Annotated in this window: 15 protein-coding genes and 2 pseudogenes; 7 read left to right on the forward strand and 10 right to left on the reverse strand. The window is 67.3% G+C overall.

Translation table 11 applies throughout. The annotated features are described in order from the left end of the window. Positions 1–3 precede the first annotated feature (3 nt). The 3 genes from CFB49_RS16995 to phnA all read right to left on the reverse strand — a co-directional run bounded on the left by CFB49_RS16995 (position 4) and on the right by phnA (position 3,687). Positions 4–786 (reverse strand): amino acid ABC transporter substrate-binding protein, encoded by a 783-nt coding sequence (locus CFB49_RS16995; RefSeq protein WP_069618247.1) that lies wholly within the window; start codon positions 784–786, stop codon positions 4–6. A 180-nt stretch (positions 787–966) separates the two neighbouring features. Beyond that, positions 967–2,421, reverse strand: coding sequence for a phosphonoacetaldehyde dehydrogenase (gene phnY, locus CFB49_RS17000; RefSeq protein ID WP_089491801.1), 1,455 nt, complete (start codon positions 2,419–2,421; stop codon positions 967–969). 27 nt (positions 2,422–2,448) lie between these two features. Beyond that, positions 2,449–3,687 carry a phosphonoacetate hydrolase gene (gene phnA, locus CFB49_RS17005; RefSeq protein ID WP_069618249.1) on the reverse strand — a complete coding sequence of 413 codons (1,239 nt, stop codon included), beginning with the start codon at positions 3,685–3,687 and terminating at the stop codon, positions 2,449–2,451. 195 nt (positions 3,688–3,882) lie between these two features. Between phnA and CFB49_RS36800 the strand changes: the two are divergent. The 4 genes and pseudogenes from CFB49_RS36800 to CFB49_RS17025 all read left to right on the forward strand — a co-directional run. Further along, positions 3,883–4,055, forward strand: a pseudogene (locus CFB49_RS36800) (2-aminoethylphosphonate--pyruvate aminotransferase); the annotation flags it as partial. A 145-nt stretch (positions 4,056–4,200) separates the two neighbouring features. Next, positions 4,201–5,589, forward strand: coding sequence for an FAD-dependent oxidoreductase (locus tag CFB49_RS17015; protein WP_089491802.1), 1,389 nt, complete (start codon positions 4,201–4,203; stop codon positions 5,587–5,589). A 418-nt stretch (positions 5,590–6,007) separates the two neighbouring features. Further along, positions 6,008–6,316, forward strand: a complete 309-nt coding sequence (locus CFB49_RS37150; RefSeq protein WP_373453185.1) for a lipoprotein N-acyltransferase Lnb domain-containing protein — start codon at positions 6,008–6,010, stop codon at positions 6,314–6,316. After that, on the forward strand, positions 6,313–6,585 hold the full coding sequence (locus tag CFB49_RS17025; RefSeq protein WP_089491804.1) for a hypothetical protein: 273 nt from the start codon (positions 6,313–6,315) through the stop codon (positions 6,583–6,585). The genes CFB49_RS37150 and CFB49_RS17025 overlap by 4 nt, the downstream gene beginning before the upstream one ends. Positions 6,586–6,710: 125 nt before the next feature. Here CFB49_RS17025 and CFB49_RS17030 read toward each other — a convergent pair whose 3' ends face one another. Then, entirely contained in the window at positions 6,711–7,436 is a 726-nt protein-coding gene (locus tag CFB49_RS17030; RefSeq protein ID WP_089491805.1) for a phosphonate utilization associated transcriptional regulator, read from the reverse strand. Positions 7,437–7,644: 208 nt separating this feature from the next. After that, a complete protein-coding gene (locus CFB49_RS17035; protein ID WP_089491806.1) occupies positions 7,645–9,816 on the reverse strand; it encodes a phosphocholine-specific phospholipase C in 2,172 nt (723 codons plus the stop codon). 229 nt (positions 9,817–10,045) lie between these two features. Here CFB49_RS17035 and CFB49_RS17040 point away from each other — a divergent pair. Then, positions 10,046–10,962: pseudogene (locus CFB49_RS17040) on the forward strand (LysR family transcriptional regulator). A gap of 94 nt (positions 10,963–11,056) precedes the next feature. Here CFB49_RS17040 and CFB49_RS17045 read toward each other — a convergent pair. Continuing rightward, on the reverse strand, positions 11,057–12,697 hold the full coding sequence (locus tag CFB49_RS17045; RefSeq protein WP_069618252.1) for an L-lactate permease: 1,641 nt from the start codon (positions 12,695–12,697) through the stop codon (positions 11,057–11,059). Positions 12,698–13,166: 469 nt separating this feature from the next. Here CFB49_RS17045 and CFB49_RS17050 point away from each other — a divergent pair, with 469 nt between their 5' ends. After that, positions 13,167–13,484: a DUF4148 domain-containing protein gene (locus CFB49_RS17050; RefSeq protein WP_089491807.1), complete on the forward strand. Its 318-nt coding sequence runs from the start codon at positions 13,167–13,169 to the stop codon at positions 13,482–13,484. 75 nt (positions 13,485–13,559) lie between these two features. Here the strand turns inward: CFB49_RS17050 and gshA are convergent, their stop codons facing one another. From gshA to ada, 3 genes are all read right to left on the reverse strand, one after another. After that, positions 13,560–15,173 carry a glutamate--cysteine ligase gene (gene gshA / locus CFB49_RS17055; protein WP_069618254.1) on the reverse strand — a complete coding sequence of 538 codons (1,614 nt, stop codon included), beginning with the start codon at positions 15,171–15,173 and terminating at the stop codon, positions 13,560–13,562. A 466-nt stretch (positions 15,174–15,639) separates the two neighbouring features. Next, a complete protein-coding gene (locus CFB49_RS17060; protein ID WP_069618255.1) occupies positions 15,640–16,599 on the reverse strand; it encodes a DNA-3-methyladenine glycosylase family protein in 960 nt (319 codons plus the stop codon). Continuing rightward, positions 16,596–17,681 carry a bifunctional DNA-binding transcriptional regulator/O6-methylguanine-DNA methyltransferase Ada gene (gene ada, locus CFB49_RS17065; protein WP_089435795.1) on the reverse strand — a complete coding sequence of 362 codons (1,086 nt, stop codon included), beginning with the start codon at positions 17,679–17,681 and terminating at the stop codon, positions 16,596–16,598. Before ada ends, CFB49_RS17060 begins: the two co-directional genes overlap by 4 nt. 441 nt (positions 17,682–18,122) lie before the next feature. Between ada and CFB49_RS17075 the strand changes: the two genes are divergently transcribed. Next, a complete protein-coding gene (locus tag CFB49_RS17075) occupies positions 18,123–18,536 on the forward strand; it encodes a VOC family protein (RefSeq protein WP_069618257.1) in 414 nt (137 codons plus the stop codon). 31 nt (positions 18,537–18,567) lie between these two features. On the opposite strand, the gene CFB49_RS17080 is transcribed toward CFB49_RS17075, so the two are convergent. After that, on the reverse strand, positions 18,568–19,122 hold the full coding sequence (locus CFB49_RS17080) for a YaeQ family protein (RefSeq protein ID WP_069618258.1): 555 nt from the start codon (positions 19,120–19,122) through the stop codon (positions 18,568–18,570). Positions 19,123–19,272: the final 150 nt, after the last annotated feature.

Consider the following 19,272-nt stretch of genomic DNA (forward strand, 5'->3'; position numbering starts at 1 on the left):
GCGTCACGGCTGCGACACGTCGCGGCCGAAGTACTTCTGCGAGATCTTCGCGTAGGTGCCGTCCGCCTTGATGTCCGCGAGCGCCTTGTCGATCGCGGCCACCAGCGCGGGGCTGCCCTTGCGCAGCAGCACGCCGGACGCATCGCCCGCGCCGGTCTTGTCGGTCGCCGCGATCTTCAGTTTCGCGTCGGGCTTGTGCTTGCGGAAATCGAGGTACGACAGCGAATCGTTGATCGTCGCATCGACGCGCCCGGACGTCAGCAGGTCGATCGATTCGTTGAAGCCCTGCACGGGCACCACGTCCGCGCCGTGCGCGGCCGCGAGCTTGCCGAAATTGCTGGTCAGCGTGTTCGCGGATTTCTTGCCCTTCAGGTCGTCGAACGAGCGGATCGTCGTGTTGTCCGCGCGCACGATCAGCACCGCATGCGACGTGATGTACGGCGTCGAAAAATCGTATTTCGCCTTGCGCGCGTCGGTGATCGACACTTCGTTGACGACCGCGTCGTAGCGGTTCACGTCGAGGCCCGCGATCAGCCCGTCCCATTTGCCTTCGACGAACTGCGGCTTCACGCCGAGGCGCTGCGCGATCGCGGTTGCGATATCGACGTCGAAACCCGTCAGCTTGCCGGTCTCGTCGTGGTACGTGAACGGAGCGTAGGTGCCTTCGGTGCCGACGCGGAACACGCCGGACGACTTGATCTGCGACAGGTCGTCGGCAGCCAGCGCACTGGTGGCCGCGACGGCCTGCAGCAGCGCGACGACCAGGATGGAGCGGAGGAATTTCATGGTGCGGACCCCGAATGATTGGAGAGGATCGTCCCGCCGGCGCGCCTGCGCCGTGCGAGAGGTCCGCGAATTCTACCGATGCGTCGAGACCCGGCAAAAACGCAAATCGGCTAACGATATGAGCCGATCGAATAACGCCCGCACCGGCCGCGATGCCGGCGCGGGCGCCTTACACATCGCTTACCACGGCAGCGAATACGTCTTCGTATTCGTGAAGCTCTTCATTGCTTCCTGCACGCCTTCCTTGTACCCGAGCCCCGAATCCTTCACGCCGCCGAACGGCGTCAGTTCGAGCCGATAGCCGGGCACCTCGCGCACGTTCACGCTACCGACTTCCAGCTCGGTGATGAAGCGCGTGATGTGGTCGAAGCGGTTCGTGCAGACCGACGACGACAGCGCGTAGTCGGTGCTGTTCGACATCCGGATCGCTTCGTCGATGTCGCGAAAGCGCATGATCGGCGACACCGGGCCGAAGGTTTCATGCTTGACCAGCGGCATGTCGGGCGTCACGCGATCGACGACGGTCGGCGAATACAGCGCGCCGTCGCGCACGTTGCCGACCAGCAGCCGCGCCCCGCGCGCGATCGCGTCGTTCACCTGCTGCTCGCAGAACTTCGCGGCCGCTTCGTCGATCACCGTGCCCATGTCGACCGACGGATCGGACGGATTGCCGTACGACCACGCGCGCGTCTTCTCGACGACCAGCTCCGTGAAGCGATCGGCCACCGCCTCATGCACGAGCATCCGCTTGATCGCCGTGCAGCGCTGCCCCGAATTCCTGTACGAGCCCGACACCGCGAGCGTGCTTGCTTCGTCGAGATCGGCATCTTCCATCACGATGATCGGATCGTTGCCGCCGAGTTCGAGCACCGCGCGCCGGTAGCCCATCCGCGCGGCGATCGACTTGCCGATCGACACGCCGCCGGTGAACGTGATCATGTCGATCGCCGGGTTCGTGATCAGCTCGTCGGCGATCTCCTTCGGGTCGCCGGTGATCACCTGCAGCATCTGCGGCGGCAGGCCGGCTTCGTACAGGATGTCCGCGAACAGGTAGCACGACAGCGGCACCTTCTCCGACGGCTTCACGACGATCCGGTTGTTGGTCGCGACCGACGGCACGATCTTGTGCGCGACCTGGTTCATCGGGTGATTGAACGGCGTGATCGCCGAAATCACGCCGAGCAGCGGGTCGCGCTGCGTATACACGCGGCGCTTCTTGCCGTGCGGCGTCAGATCGCACGAGAAGATCTGCCCGTCGTCCTTCAGCACTTCGCCGGCGCCGAAGGTCAGCACGTCGGCCACGCGGCCGGCCTCGTACGTCGAATCCTTGATGCACAACCCGGCCTCGGCCGTGATCAACGCCGCGATCGCCGCGGTGCGCGCACGCACGATGTCGGCCGCGCGGCGCAGGATCGCCGCGCGCTCATGACGCGTGAGCGCCGGCCGGTACGCGCGCGCGACCGCGAATGCGCGGCGCACGTCGTCGAGCGTCGCCTTCGGCACGGTGCCTACCCGCGCGCCGTCGTACGGGTTGCGCACGTCGATCACCGCATCGCGGTAGATCTTTTCACCATCGATTCGCAGTGCTTCGCGACGAAGCTCGCGGACATCCGTCGATACTGCAGTGGCGTTCATGACTGTCTCCTGGCGGATGCGTCCGCGTCACTGCAGATGGTTGAGCGCGATGTCGACGATGTCGAAGTTGCGCAGCCGCGCGCGGCCGGCGACGTCGGGCGCAACCGGCTTGCTGAAGATCAGCGGCACGATCTGCTCGGCGATCCCGCCGTGCGAGCGCAACGGCACGTCGAGGCCCGACAGGTCGTGCTTGATGCGGCGCGTGCCGAGCACGACGTCGTGCTTCGAGATCACGATCAGGTCGCCCATCCGCGCGGGCGGCAATTCGAAGCGCGCGCAGCCTTCGGCGCCCGTCAGCACGACCTCGATGCCGTCGACCGCGGCGAGCCGCGCGCGCAGCGCCTCGGCATCGGCCGTCGCCGGCACGTAGACGGTCGCGAACGAACCGAGCGCGCCGTGGTGCACGACGTACGGATCGGTGATCGGCAGGATCACGCGCGCCGCATCGGGGCCGAGCCATTCGTCGAACAGCTCCTGCAGGTAGATCACGTTCGGCTCGCCGGTCGCGCCGTCGTGCTTCGCGTTCATCCCGTGATCCGCGGTGATCGCGACGATCGCGCCGAGTTCGTCGAGGCGCTGCAGGTAGATGTCCATCATCGCGTAGAACGCGTTCGCGCCGGGCGTGCCGGGTGCGCACTTGTGCTGCACGTAGTCGGTGGTCGACAGGTACATCAGGTCGATCGGGCGCGTCTCGAGCAGGCGCACGCCGGCCGCGAACACGAATTCGGACAGATCCGCGCTGTACACGCTCGGCACCGGCTTGCCGACCAGCTCGAGCACGTGGTCGATGCCGTTTTCGGCGATGTTCGCCTCGTCGGCCTTTTCCGACGAGAAGCAGATGCCCTTCAGCCCCTTGCCGAGCAGGCGGCGCAGCTTGTCCTTCGCGGTGACGACCGCGACGCGCGCCCCCTGTTCCGCGAAAGTCGCGAGCACGGTGGGCGCGACGAGGTACTTCGGATCGTTCATCAGCACCTCGGCGCCGGTGTCGCGATCGTAGAAGTAGTTGCCGCTGATCCCGTGGATCGCCGGCGGCACGCCGGTGACGATCGACAGGTTGTTCGGGTTCGTGAAGCTCGGCACCACGCACTCGCCCTTGAGTGCCGTGCCCGGCTTCAGCAGCGTGCGCAGGAACGGCGCGACGCCGGCCGCGGCCGCTTCTTCCAGATATTCGTATGCGCAGCCATCGACGCAGACGACCACCACGGGCTGGCGCATCCAGTTGTAGCGGCGGCCGTTCACTTCCACGGATACAGGCATTTCAGTCATGACGTTCAGTCCTTTCCGATCGAAGGGGTGAGCCGTCGGCGCCCGCGCCGCGCCGATGGGAAGTATTTCCAGGCTTGACATTAAAAGGGATGATTTGTAGATTGTCAACAACATGCAGGGAACAGAAAGCAAAGACTGACGGCTGACGTCCGCGAAGGGAGGCGACCACCCAGCGGCCTCGTGCCGCGGCGCGGTTTTTATCAGGCGGTCAAAAAGCGCGGCTACATTGGGTATCGGGCAAGCTCGCCGAGGTCGACGCGTTCCGCGTCCGCTGCATCGGCCACTTCGACGAAGCCGGTATTCCGGGAGCGATCGCCGATACGCTGAAGGCGATGGGCGTGCGCCGCATGTCCGCGGAAGCGAGGGCCCGACTCGACGAATCGGGCCGCGCTGCGACGCTGCCGTGCGCTGCCGTGCATTGCGGTGCGGCGGTGTCGGGTTCGCGTTCGCACTGGTTTTCGTTTTTGCGCCGTGTGCGGCACGGCAACCTCACCCTCACTGGTACGACATCCGATGCGACCCTTCTGGATCGAACAAGCGCTGTTCAACGACGGCGACCTCGCCCCCGCGCTGCAAGGTGCGACGCAGGCCGACGTGTGTATCGTCGGCGGCGGCTTCACGGGCCTCTGGACCGCGATCCAGGCAAAGCAGCAGCACCCGGCGCTCGACATCGCGATCCTCGAGGCCGACCTGTGCGGCGCCGGCGCGAGCGGACGCAACGGCGGCTGCCTGCTCACGTGGTCCGCGAAATTCCTGACGCTGCGGCGCCTGTTCGGCGAAGCCGAGGCGCTCCGGCTCGTGAAGGCGTCGGAAGCGGCCGTGCAGCACATCGCCGATTTCTGCCGCGCGCACGGCATCGATGCGGAGCTGCGGCTCGACGGCACGCTGTACACCGCGACGTCGCGCGCGCAGCTCGGCACGCTCGCACCGGTGCTCGACGCATTGGCCGCGTGCGGCATCCACAGCTACGAGCCGCTGCCGCCCGCCGAAGTCGCGCGCCGTTCGGGCTCCGTGCGCAATCTCGACGGCGTCTATTCGCCGATCGCCGCGACCGTGCATCCCGGCAAGCTCGTGCGCGGGCTGCGCCGCGTCGCACTTGCGATGGGGATCCGGATCTACGAGCGCACGCCGATGCTCGACTTCACGCCCGGCCAGCCGGCCGCCGTGCACACACCGTCCGGCAGCGTGAGCGCGGGCCGGCTCGTGTTCGCGATCAACGCATGGATGGCGAGCCGCTTCCCGCAGTTCGAACGGACGATCGCGGTCGTGTCGAGCGATATGGTCATCACCGAGAAATGTCCGGATCTACTGGAAAAGACCGGGCTGGTGGACGGCGTGTCGGTGCTCGATTCGCGGATCTTCGTGCACTACTACCGCACGACCGTCGACGGCCGGCTGATGCTCGGCAAAGGCGGCAACACGTTCTCGTGGCGCAGCCGCATCGCGCCCGTGTTCGACCGACGCTCGCCGTACGAGGCGCAGCTCACGCGCAGCCTGCGCGAATTCTTCCCGTCGCTGGCGGGCGTGCCGATCACCGCGAGCTGGAACGGGCCGTCGGATCGTTCGGTGACGGGCTTCCCGTTCTTCGGCCGCCTCGATGGCGCGCCGAACGTGTTCTACGGCTTCGGCTATTCGGGCAACGGCGTCGGGCCGACCTACATGGGCGGGCAGATCCTGTCGTCGCTGGTGCTGGGCCTCGACAACGCGTGGACGCGCAGCCCGATCGTGCGCGGCCCGCTCGGCCATTTCCCGCCGGAGCCGATCCGTTATGTCGGCGCGCACGTCGTGCGCAACGCGATTCGTCGCAAGGAGCGCGCGGAGGACGAGAGCCGGCAGCCGTCGGCTATCGATACGTGGCTCGCGAAGTTTGCGAGCGCGGCGGGGAAGGCGGATAAGGCGTGACTGGCGAGCGCAGTGCGGTGGGAGGCAGGAAAGGCCTGCGGCTCGCCCGCACCATCACGTCGCCAGCTTGTATAGAACAAGTCCAATCCCTGATGCCGCGTTTGCTCCGAAACTAGACATTCGCCACGGAAACAATCACGCACCAATAAGACAAGTCCCATCGAAAATAAAACTTATAAGGCAGCATACCGCACTACTCATTTTACTATCTCGATTTTATTACCAGAAACAGCACGATAGGATTTCAATGACACAAAAAACAGGAATCCCATTTTCCCTCCATGCACGCATCAACAACCATTGAAATCTTGATTAGCGACTCCCGCTCCATCTCAGAGGGTCGCAGTTCGGACATACCGCGATTGCAGTCGATGGAATCGTATATGGCAGAGCGCACCCAGGATGGGACGTCGATAACATCGCGAACTACCTAAACCGCCAGCAGACCAAGATGCAACGCGATACGATCAGCTATCTCCTCCATACATCCAAGGACGAGAAAAGGATCATCGTTTCCGAAATAGAAAGACGGCGACACGAAAACAAGCCATACTCTCTCGTCGACAATAATTGCTCATCGAACATAGCCGAAATACTCGGCAAGGCTGGCATCCTGGCTTACGACCCAAGGTGGCAACTCCCGGGCATCATACCCCCCGCGGATTTGATGACCGGTCTGCGCCATTCGAAACGCCTGATTGGAATCCGACGATATCCGAAGAAATGACACGCCTCCTGCTATTGGCCGCACTCGCCGTGATGATCAGCGCGTGCTCGAAATACAAAGACGAGGAATGGACGGCACTTCAGGATATGCCTGCGTTTGCCGAACCTAACGACGACAGGACCCAGCCGATCTTTACGATCAGGAAAGGCGAGTCTTGTGTTCCACTGACGGATCGTGTCGCCAAAATCTACGCATACACGCAAGTGGACTGTAAATCCGGCACGGGCTGGGTGCTGGATGATGCCTTCGAGAAACGACACCGCAAATAATCGCCTGCGGGCGATCGTTGCATTTGGCCCGGGCCACGTCGATTCGAAGCGAGGCTAAGCCCGCCCGGCATAACGAGGGAACGGCCCGTAACCGAACGATGTGCGCCGACACGCACCGTATCCCCTTACGCCCCCGCCTTCTCCCGCGCCGCCTTGCTCGTCACCGGCAGCCCCTGCTCATGCATGCGGCGCATCCGCGCGAGACCATGCGCGACGTGCTCGCGCACGAGCGCGACAGCCTTGTCCTCGTCGCCGGCCGCGAGCGCCTGCACGATCTTGTCGTGCTCGGCCGCCGACACCGCGATCGCATCCTCCTCGGCCTCGATCGCCGCCTGGCGCAGCAAGCCGAGCTGGCGCACGAGCCGCCGGTAGGTATCGGTGAGATGCGTATTGCCGACACCGACCACCATCGCGTCGTGGAACTGCACATTCAGCTCGGTATAGCGCGTGACGTCGTGCGTCTTCGCCGCATCCTTCATCGACTGGATGATGCCCTTCAGCACTTTCAGCGTATCGGGCGAGATGCGCTTCGCGAGCGCGCGCGCGACCGACTCGTCGAGCATCACGCGCACTTCGTAGATCTCTTCGGCCTCGCGTAGCGGCACGACGCGCACGGTCACGCCACGGTTCTTCTCGTTGCGCAGCAGGCCGGCCTGTTCGAGCGCGCGAAACGCCTCGCGCACCGGGCCGCGCGACACGTTCAGCTTGGTCGCGATATCGACTTCGTTGAGCTTTTCGCCCGGTGCGTATTCGCCGGACACGATTGCGCGCTCGAGCATGTCCTGGACGATCATCGCGAGCGACTGGCTTTGCAGGAGTTCGATGGCGCTGAGGGCGTTCGGGGCAGTCATGGGCGGGCTGGCAGCGGGGTAAAGGTCAAAACGCGGGCGCCATATCGGCGAATGATCGTTGTCTACCCCTCGCCCCGCCAAATCGTCAACAGTTTTCAGTTTCCAAAAGCCAATCCGGCGTACCGCTCCGCAATCGCAGCGCCACCGGCACGCGGCGGTCGCGCGGTGCGGGCGACGCCTCCCACGTCGCGCGCCGCCTGCACCGCCGTCAGGCCGTGTGCTTCACCGGCCCCGGATCGCTGTGACTCGGCCGGCCCGTCTCGACGTGGCCCGCGAAGCGGCGCACGACCTTGTCGCCGCCGCCGCGCAGCGTCGTCGCGGTGATCGTCAGGTCGTACCAGCCGTGGCTCGACGACAGCTCGAAGTGCGCCTCGACGCGCTCGCCCGGCTCCAGCGTGTAGGTGCGCGCATGCGCATGGCTGTACGCGTTGTCGACCGTCACGCGGCACGTCGCGCGCCCGCTGTTGCGCAGTTGCAGATACACGTGGCGATTGCGCACGTCGTAGCCGATCTTCGCTTCGGGGTTCGCGTGGCGGCCATCCGCGGCGAGCCGCGTGTTGCCCTGGAATTCGCACAGATAGCCGTTCGGGCCGTAGGCGGCCAGATGGTAGTCGCCGCGCGCGGCCGACGTGCTCCATGTATCGACGAAACGGTCGCGCGCGGACACCGCGTAGCGGCGCGGCGGCGTCGCCGGGTTGCGGCGGTCGTACACGTAGAACGCGGCGCCGGCGTCGCCGGTGTTCGCGAAGTCGAGCGACACGGTGTCGTCATGCGCGCCCACGCGGCTGTGCACGAACAGCTCGTACGGCAGCGCGCGCGCCGGGCGCGTGCCGGGCTCCTGCGTCGGCATCGACTGCTGCGCGGGCACCTGGTACGCCTGACCGGCGGTGGCGATGTGTTGCGGCACCGTGAAGCTCACCGCGCGCGTATCCGGCCGCGCGGAGAAGTCGAATGCCGACGTGAGGTCGCCGCAGATCGACCGGCGCCACGCGCTGATGTTCGGCTCCTTCACGCCGAACCGCGCTTCGAGGAAACGCAGCACCGACGTATGGTCGAACGTCTCCGAGCAGACCCAGCCGCCCTTCGTCCACGGGGAAATGATGATCAGCGGCACGCGCGGCCCGAGGCCGATCGGCTGGATGCCGCCCGGGTCGGCGCCCGGCACGAGCGGGCTCATCTCGCCCGGGTACTTGTTCAGGTCGAGCAGCTCGTCGCCGAGATTCGACAGCAAGTTCGACGACACGATGCCCTGCCCGCCCACGCCGCTCGTGACCGGCGGCACCGGCGGCACGACGTGGTCGAACAGCCCGTCGTTCTCGTCGTAGTTCAGGATGAACACGGTCTTCGCCCACACTTCGGGGTTCGACGTCAGCGCCTCGAGCACCATGTTGATGTAGAACGCGCCGTCGGTCGGCGACGCCTGCGGGTGCTCGCTGTACTTGTACGGCGACACGATCCACGACACCTGCGGCAGCCGGTTGGCCTGCACGTCGGCCTTCAGCTCGGCGAGCGTGTGGTCCGACGCGCCCTTGTCGACCAGCGGGCCGCTCGCGCCTTCCTTCACCTGGAAGCTTTTGAAGAACATCAGCGAGTTGTCGGTGTAGTTGTCGGTCGGGTCGCCCGGGATGCCGGTGCCGCCCTGGTACACCTTCCAGCTGATCCTCGCGTTCTCGAGGCGTTCCGCGTAGGTCGTCCACGTGTAGCCGTTCACGTCGTTGCGCTCGCCGATGCCCGGGCCGTTCGGCGCGCTGCCGTAGACGTTGCGCGAGTCGACCGTGCCGGTCCACAGGTAGATGCGGTTCGGCGCCGTGTCGGCGTGCGCGGAGCAGAAGTACGAATCGCAGATCGTGAATGCGTCGGCAAGCGCGTAGTGGTACGTGAGATCCTGGCGCTTCAGGTAGCCCATCGTCAGCACGTCCTGCTTCTGGTTCACCCACTGGTCCCACTGGCCGTTGTTCCAGGACAGGTGGCCGCTGCTCCAGCCGTGGTTGGTGCCCGGCTGGAATTCGGTCGTCTGCTTCGGATCGAGATAGAACGGCAGCACGTATGGCGCCGATGGATCGAGCCCGCGCGAATGGTAGTTCTTCGTGAACACCGACGCCGGCGGCTGCTGCCACACCGGCGCGCCGTTCGGCAGCAGGTGCGGGCGCGGGTCGTCGAAGCCGCGCACGCCGCGCAGCCCGCCGAAGTAATGGTCGAACGAACGGTTTTCCTGCATGAAGATCACGACGTGCTCGACGTCGCGGATCGTGCCGGTGCGATAGGCGGCCGGCATCGCCAGCGCATTGCGGATCGCGGGCGGGAAGCCCGCGTAGGCGGCCATCGCGCCGGCCGACTGCGCGGCGAGGCGCAGGAAATCGCGTCGATTGTTCGAGGACATGAAGAGCACCCTGTGGTCGGTGGGAGTGGGGGCGCCGGGCGAGCGGGCCGGCGATCTGGCGTCGCCGTTATTACCCCGCACCGGCATGTCCCTGCCGTGACCGGTTCCCGCAGGTTTCTTGCGGTCACCCCCAGCTTTTTTTCGAAGTCGCCCCCGACGCGCCTTTCATCCGGCCGACACACGCCCGCGCTACGCTGACGCGCGATGAAGAGGGGAGAGAAGCCGAGTCGTGTTCGATCAGCTGAAGGCGTTCCACGCGACCGTCCGGCAGGGCAGCATCACGCGCGCCGCGCGCCACCTGGGCGTGAGCCAGCCGACGATCGCCGCGCAGATCCGGCAGGTCGAGCAGGTGTACGGCGTCGAGCTGTTCTACCGCAGCGGCCGCAAGCTCGAAGTGACGCAGACGGGTATCGAGCTGCTGCCGCTCGTCGAGAAGATGATCGCGCTCGAGGCGCAGGCCGACATCATGCTGCGCAACGTCGGCGGCCTGTTCGAAGGCCATCTGCGGATCGGCGCGACGGGCCCGTACTACATCATGGACGCGGTCGGCCGCTTCTCGAGCGCGCACCCGTCGATCGCGCTCACGTGCCGGATCGGCAACTCCGACGAAATCCTGCAGGCGCTGCAGGATTTCCGCATCGATCTCGCGGTCTCGTCGCAGCGCAACGATGCCGACGGCCTCGAACGCAAGGTGATCTCGACCGATCCGCTCGTGCTCGTCGTGCACCGCCATCATCCGCTCGCGCGGTTCGATTCGATCGACGCGGCGCGGCTCGCCGACGTGCGGCTTCTGATTCGCGAGGCAGGGTCGGTCACGCGCCGCTGCACGGAGACGATCCTCGCAGCGGCCGGCGTCGCGGCCGCGTCGGTCGCGGAGATCGGCAGCCGCGAAGCGATTCGCGAGGCGATCCTGCACGGGGTGGGCGGGAGCCTCTTTCCGCTCGGCGAGGCCGAACGCCATCCGGACTTGCGCGTGATCGCGCTGCGCGGCGTCGACACGACGATCGACGAATACGTGTACTACCTGAAAGCGCGCCGCCAAAGCCTGCGATCGACGCGTTCCTCGCGTGCATCCTGCCGGGCAGGGGCGAAGCGGCCGACGTGGCGGATCAAGGACAACCGGCGCGACGCGTGAACGCACGCTGACTGCCGCACGTTCGCCGGTTCCGCACTTGACTGGCGCTTTTCCCGCGCCTTCCGTCGTTTTCCTCGTGCCTTCCTTCTGTCGTGGCGCCGTGCGTCACTTCGGCAGCGCCGGAATCATCCAGGTCAGCACGTGCTGCTGCAGGAACACCAGCACGCCGAGCAGCAGCGTGAGGATCACGCTGTGCCAGAAGGTGCGTGCGAACACGACGCCTTCCTGCCCTTTCAGGTCCGTCGTCGACACGCCCGTCGCGATGTTCTGCGGCGAGATCATCTTGCCCATCACGCCGCCCGACGAGTTCGTCGCGGCCATCAGCACCGGATCGAGGCCGAGCTGCCGCGCGGCGACGACCTGCAGGTTGCCGAACAGCGCGTTGCCCGACGTGTCGCTGCCCGACAGGAACACGGCGATCCAGCCGAGCGACGCGGACACCAGCGGGAACAGCGCGCCCGTCGACGCGACGCCGGTGCCGAGCGTGTAGCTGATGCCCGAGTAGTTCAGCAGGTACGCGAGGCCGACGATCATCATCACGGTGACGATCGCGATCCACGTCTGCCGCCACGTCTTCACCACGCATTCGACAAACGCGCCGGGCCCGGTGCGCGTCAGCGCGGCCGTGATGATCGCCGACAGCAGGATCGCGGTGCCCGTGCCGAGCGGCTGGAAATCCCAGATCGCCGCATACGGCTTGTGGTACAGCGACACGTACACGGCATTGTGCAGGCCCGGCCACTTGATCTTCACGTCGCCGATCGCCGCGATGTTCGCGTGCACCCACACGATCACGACCACCGACACGACGAGCCACGGCAGCCAGCCTCCGAAGCCCGCGCGCGCGGCGCCGGCCGCGGCCGGCACGCTGCGCGCGAGCGCGTATTGCGGATCGGGCTGCGGCTTCCACACCTGCAGGAAGCCGATCGTCACGATCAGCGACGAGAGCGACGACAGCACGTCGGTGAGCTGGTAGCCGAGGAAGTTCGACGTGACGAACTGCGCGATCGCGAAGCTGCCGCCGGACACGAGCAGCGCCGGCCACAGCTTCGCGATCGAGCGCAGTCCGCCATACGCGCCGACCACGTAGAACGGCAGCAGCAGCGCGAAGAACGGCAACTGGCGGCCGACCATCTGCGCGAGCGTCGCGGGCGGCAGCGACGTGACCGCGCCGAGCACGGTGATCGGCACGCCGAGCGCGCCGAACGCGACCGGCGCCGTGTTGAACAGCAGCGTATAGGTGAGCGCTTCGAGCGCGGGGAAGCCGAGCGCGATCAGCAGCGCGCTCGTGATCGCGACGGGCGTGCCGAATCCGGAGATCCCTTCGAGCAGACAGCCGAACGAGAACGCGACGACGAGCAGCACGAGGCGGCGGTCGTCGGGCAGGTTGTCGAGCATCCACTGCCGGAACTGGTCGAAGCGGCCCGACTTCACCGCGATGTTGTACAGCAGCAGCGCGTTGAAGACGATCCACATCACCGGCACGACCGCGAGCGCCATGCCGGCGCCGACCGCGTTGAACGCGAGCCCGGCCGGCATCCCCCACCCGCCGATCGCGACCGCGAGGCCCGCGACGAGCCCGGCGAGCGACGCCTGCCACGCGGGGCGGCGCAGCACGCCGAGCGCGACCAGCGCGACCGCGATCGGGATCGCGGCGACGAGGAACGACAGGAGCAGCGAGTGCGCGACGGGCGTCAACGGTTGTGCGAAGACGATGCCGGGCGGGAGGGCGTCGGTGGGGTTCATCGTGTCTCCAGATGTCGACCCGAGTTGGCGCTTCAGCGCCTACTCGGGTCCCATGCCTTGTGCGGCCGACCCGGGTTCGCGTGTCGATGCGCCGGATTCGGTACAAAACGATGTCCTGCGGTCACGACCACGCTCGGGCGCTTGCGTACGCAACGACGCTGCGCGGCCAACCGATCGGTCGCTTAAAAGAGGTTAGGAGGCGCAACGCGCTTGTACAAGGGGGAGAAGCCCGATGCGGGCGAGCCGATGCGAACCGGCCGCCGCACGATGGCCGGCAGATGGCGCGCCGCTGTCGCGTTCGACAGGCAACCCGTCGTGACGGCTCACCGGTGCGCGCAATGTTGCGCGACTGGAAAAGGTGACTGCCAGCCACGTGGATGTTTCGTTTGGCGTCCGAAGCCTAGACTGGCTGCATCGTTTCCGCCCACGCCGCCGATGGCGCCCACCGGGAACGCACGGAGCCAACACGATGAAGACGATGAAACACGCGGCATGCGCGTGCGTACTGATGGGCGCGGCGCTCGCCGCTCACGCGCAAGCCGCGTCGACGCTCACGCGCGCGCAGGTCCGTCAGGAACTCGTGGCACTGCAGGCCGCCGGCTACCGGTCGAGCCTCGCAAGCAGTCCCGACTTTCCGCGGAACATGCAGGCGGTCATGCAGCGTGCCGCGCAGGCGCGCGGTGGGGATGACGCCACCGGTTACGGCAGCGACGGCCGGGCCGACACGGCATCGGGCAAGCCGGCGCTGCCGCACGCCGTCGATCGCGGCACGTATGCGCATCACTGACCGGATCACCGACGGAACCGGATGGATCACGCGGCAGCGGCGCGGCGCACCCGGCGCCGGCCGCATGCGCGATCGTCACACGCTGAAGCGGTTCAGCGTATAGGCGCGATAGGCGGCGACGAAGGCGTCGAACGATCCGGCCTCCTTCGCTTCGAGCTCGGCCTGCTCGGCGAGCGACTTCGCGGCGAGCGCCTGCTCGGTCCGCAGCGTCTCGGCCGACGGCGGGCGCGCGCGAAAATGCGCGGCATGCGCTTCGCTCTGCGCGAGCGCGAACGCGAGGAACGACTGACCGTTCTCGCGCATCGTGCGCAGCACGCGCGCGGACGGCGTGCGCTCCGGATCGGCGAGCTTCTCGCGCTGCGCGGCAATCGCGCGCGCATGTTCGTCGCCGCCGCGGATTTCGTCGAGCCGGCGACCGACGATCTCGATATCGGCCATCAGCTCGTCGGCCCACTGCTGCAGCGTGACGGGCTGGCCGTCGCGCGTCAGCGTGAGCCCCGGCTTGCGGCCGTCCAGCGTCACGTTGCCGAAGTTCGCGTTCGCTTCCTTGTATGCATCGCAGTCGAGCGGCGCGCTTTCGTCGAGCGCGCACGCGAGCAGGAACGCGTCGATGAAGCGCGCGGTCTCCAGCGCGATGCCGGTCGGCTCGAACGGATCGATGTCGAGGCAGCGCACCTCGATGTACTGCACGCCGCGCGACGCGAGCGCATGCAGCGGCCGCTCGCCCGAATACGTGACGCGCTTCGGCCGGATCGTCGAGTAGAACTCGTTCTCGATCTGCAGCACGTTCGTGTTGATCTGGATCCACTCGCCGTCGCGATGCGTGCCGATCGCCTCGTACGCCGGATACGGCTCGCTCACGGCCTTCGACAGCGCGTCGAGATAACCGGGCAGCGTGTTGTAGTCGACGTGCAGCGCGGCCTGGGCCGTCGTGTTCGAGTAGCCGAGATCGCTCATCCGCAGGCTGGTCGCATACGGCCGGTACAGCGTATCGGCGTCGAACGCGTCGAGCTTGTGCGGCTTGCCGCGCAGGAACTTCGTGTCGAGCACCGGCGACGCGCCGAACAGGTACATCAGCAGCCAGCTGCGGCGGCGGAAGTTGCGGATCTGCGCGAGATAGCGTTCCGACTGGTAATCGACGAGCGTTGCCGTCGACTCTTCGTCCGCGTGCAGGCGCCGCCACACTTCCTCGTGCAGCGAGTAGTTGTAGTGGATGCCGGCGATGCACTGCATCGTGCGGCCGTAGCGGTACGCGAGGCCGCGCCGGTACACCGTCTTCAGGCGGCCGATGTTCGACGTGCCGTAGTTGGCGATCGGGATCTCGTCGTCGGCCGGCAGCAGGCCCGGCATCGAGTCGTTCCACAGGATCTCGTCGCCGAGCGATGCATACACGTAGCGATGCAGATCGTCGAGGCGCTCGAGCGTGAGCGCGGCGTCGCGCTCCGCGGGCGTGATCAGTTCGATCAGCGCTTCGGAATAGTCGGTCGTCAGCGCCGGATGCGTGAGCGCCGAGCCGAGCGCGCGCGGATGCGGCGTGAACGCGATCATCCCGTCGCGCGTCACGCGCAGGCTTTCCTTTTCGATGCCGCGCAGGCCGTCGGGCAGATGCTGCCGCGTCGGGCCCGAGCTCAGCGCGTCGAGGCGATTCAGCAGCAGTTCGGACTGGCGGTGAGTCATGGTGTTCGACATGGAGACGCAAGTGCGTGACGGCCGCGCGCAGAATGCCGCGCGCGGCCGGCTGGATTGTTGGTCGCTTCGTTGGTAGCGGGCACTTTAACATCTCGCCGAAAGCCGCGCTTGAGGTGGCCGCGGGCACGGCGCGCGGGCCTGAGCGGGCGATCGGGCGGGGCCGGGCGCGGTAGCCGCGGGCCGCCTCACCGATTCCGGACGAGGCCGAGCGGCCCGCAGGTCGGCGGAATTCGTCGGATGAAACGTGAACGGCGAACGGGTGGCGGCAGATGCAACGGGCGGCCGAACGGATCGCGAAACGACGCGTGCGCCGACATCGCGCGCCCGACGTCCGGCCGGCGCCGGAGACGTCGAAGCGCCGTGACGGGCCGCGTCACGCCAACGCTTGCCGCAGGCCGGCACCGCTTGCGCGACGGGTCGCGGCACGACCTTCTCGTGGGCGCACCCGGCCGCGGGCCGCGCACGCTTACCCGCCGCGCGCGCCTCCCGCCCGGTCGGCCACTTCGTTCCACAGATGCAGCGCCGCATACGCGCGCCACGGCCGCCAGCCTTCGGTGCGGCGTTTCTGGGTGGCGAGCCGGTCGAGCGCCGGGTCGCGCGCGGCGATCGACTGCATCAGCACGAGATCGGATGCCGGCCAGGCGTCCGGGTCGCGCCAGGCGCGCATCGCGATGTATTCGACGGTCCACGGGCCGATGCCGGGCAGATCGAGCCACGCGCTGCGCAGCGTCGCGAGATCGGCATGCGCGCGATCGACCGGCACGTCGCCGGCCGCCACCGCGCGCGCCACGCCGGTCAGCGCCGCCACACGTTTGCCGGGCATCCCGATCTTGTCGAGGTCGCACGCGGCCAGCGCGTCGGGCGTCGGGAAACGCCACGCGGGCGCGCCGTCGTCTTCCGGAATGACGCGCTCGCCGGCCCGTTCGACGAGCCGGCCGACGATCGTCGTCGCGGCCTTCACGCTCACCTGCTGGCCGACGATCGCGCGCACGGCCAGCTCGAACCCCGACCACGCGCCCGGCACGCGCAGCCCCGGCGCGGCCTCGACGAGCGGCGCGAACCACGGATCGCGCGCGAGGCCGCCGCCGATCGCAGCCGGATCGGCGCCGAGGTCGAACATCGTCGCGACGCGCGCGGCGAACGCATCGTCGACGTGACGCGCGACCGCCCCTTCGACGGTCGCGATCAGGCAGTGCTTGCGCGGATGTTTCTTGACGGTGAGGCGGCCTGCCTCGCCGTGCAGATCGACGATGCGGCGATACACGCCGTCGGCAACCTGCTCGACGCCCGGAATCGCGCGCCCGCTGAAGAAGCGCAGCACGCGCGCCCAGTCGTACGGCGCCTTGTAGCGCAGTTCCATCTGCGCGGACGGCGGCACAGGGCCGCCGTTCGCGAGGGACGTAATCGTTGTTTTCTCGATGCTCAAACCGCACTGCCCTCCGTCTCGGCTTCATCGTTGTGAACATGACGCGCCTCGGCCGCGAGCAGCGTCGCCTTGCGGCGCACGCCCCAGCGATAGCCGGCGAGCGCGCCGCCCTTCTGCACGACGCGGTGGCACGGGATCGCGAGCGCGACCGGATTCGACGCACACGCGGACGCGACCGCCCGCACCGCGCGCGGCGAGCCGAGCGCCTCGGCGATCTCCGAATAGCTGCGCGTTTCGCCGTACGGGATATGCGTCAGCGCTTCCCATACACGCTGCTGGAACGCGGTCGGCGCGATGTCGAGCGGCAGGTCGAACGCATGCCGCGTGCCGTCGAGGTACGCGCGGATCTGCGTGACGAACGGCGCAAGCCGCGCAGACGATTCGACCAGTTCGGCCCGCGCGAACGTGTCCTTCAGCTCATTGACCAGCGACGCCGCGTCGTCGCCGAACGCGATCCGGCAGATGCCCTGTTCGGTAGCGGCGACGAGCACCGTGCCGAGCGACGTCGACGCGGTCGCATAGTCGATCCGCAGGCCGGCGCCCTGACGGCGGAACGCGGACGGCGCCATCCCCAGCTCGCGCGGCACCGATGCATAGAGCCGCGACGGCGAGTTGAACCCCGCGTCGACGGCCGCCTGCGTGACCGGCTGCCCGCTTTGCAGCGCCTGCCGCAACGCGGCACCGCGCTGCGCGGCCTGGTACTGCCGCGGCGACACGCCGACCACGCGCTTGAAGAGCCGCTGCAGATGAAACGGGCTCACGTGCACGGCGTCGCTCAACTGCTGCAGCGTGAGCCGCTCGGCCTGCGCGTCGAGCACCGCGCACGCACGATTGACGATCTCCAGCTCGCGCGGCAGCCCTTCCGGCTGGCAACGCTTGCAGGGCCGGAAGCCGGCCGCGCGCGCGGCCGCCGGATCGGCGAAAAAGGACACGTTCTCGCGGCGCGGCTGCCGCGACGCACAGGTCGGGCGGCAGAACACGCCGGTCGTGCTGACGGCATAGAAGAACGCGCCATCCGCATGCGGATCGCGCTTGGTCACGGCGCCCCAGCGGGCATCGTCGGTCGGATAGGCGGTTTTCATCTGAACCTCGCACGCTCTAGTGTAGATGGTGCCTACTCTAGCCATCGGCATATGCCGTCGCGCCCTGAATCTTGCTCTGTGATTCGTGTCGGAAAATCGGGGTCGCATCGATCGAAATAGCGCCGAAGAAACGCGCGCGGCGGCCGCTCCAGCGCGGTTTTCGTCATCGTCCCGTCACCGTTTTGCTGCAGTGCGGATGCGACAAATCGCCGTCCTGACGTTTTTTTGCAATCGGAATATTGCGTCGCACCATCGCCGTGTGTATAGTTGGAACTGTCTCCTCCATGTCTCCTCCTGATATGGATTAAGCCCGTTCCGCACTGCGTGAACGGGCTTTTTTTCGTCCGTCGATTGTGCCGCGCGCCGGCCGGCAGTGCAGGCGCGATGCGTCGCGATGCGTCTACACTCGATGCTCGTCGACTGCGAAGGAGTCCCCCGCTCATGAAACCCACCATCCGCGGAATCGATCACATCGTGCTGCGCGTGACCGACATGGCGGCGATGACGCGCTTTTACTGCGATGCCGTCGGTTGTCATGTGGAGAAGGAACAGCCCGACCTGGGCCTCGTGCAACTGCGCGCCGGCGACGCGCTGATCGACCTGCTGATGGTCGGCGGCCCGATCGACCGTCCCGACAGCGGCCCGCCCGGCACCGGGCGCAATCTCGATCACCTGTGCCTGCGCGTCGAGCCGTTCGATCCCGACGCACTGATCGCCCATTTCGCCGCGCATGGCGCGCGGCCGGGCGCGCCGGCCGAACGCTACGGCGCCGGCGGCTACGGGCCGTCGATCTACCTGTTCGATCCCGAAGGGAACATGGTCGAATTCAAGGGGCCGCCGGCCGCGCTCGGCTGACCACGGCCGGCGCGCGGGCCCTTCCGGGCCCTTACGCGCCCTCGCGCGCCTTCAGCACCGTCCATTCGACCGCGACCGGATCGTGATCGGCGCTCGAGATCCACGCGGCGCCGTCCTGCACCGTGCACTGCAAGCGCATCGTGCGCTCCGCGAGCCGCCCGAGCGCGGCCGCGACGCCGTCGGCGAGCGACAGCACCTGCACGTTGCGCAGCCGTTCGACCTTGCTGCGCACGCCCTGCCACCAGATATCCGACGTCTTGCCGCCGTACGCGATCACCGTGACCTGCCCGGCTCGGCCGGCCGCCTTCGAGATGCGCCGTTCGTCCGGCTGGCCGGCCTCGATCCACACGTCGATCGCGCCGGTCAGGTCCTTCTGCCACAGGTCGGGCTCGTCGACGTCCGACAGCCCCTTGCAGAATTCGAGCCGCTCGTGCGCGAACAGCGCGAACGCGACGATGCGCACCATCATCCGGTCGTCGGTTTCCGACGGATGGCGCGCCACCGTCAGCGCGTGATCGGCGTAGTAATGCCGATCCATGTCGGCGATTTGCAGTTCGGCTTTGTAGATCGTGGATTTCAGCGCCATGCGGATACGGCCCGGGCGGGCATTCGGTTCGGTCGGGCCGTGATGATACCGAATGCGCGCCGCCCGGCGTGCGTCATGCGCCGTTCACAGCACAACGGCCCGGCATGCGCCGGGCCGTGTTCGGTTCGCGCCGCCCGCTCGTCGGACCGG

It is taken from the genome of Burkholderia sp. AU17457, assembly GCF_002223255.1.
Taxonomy (GTDB): Bacteria; Pseudomonadota; Gammaproteobacteria; order Burkholderiales; family Burkholderiaceae; genus Burkholderia; species Burkholderia sola.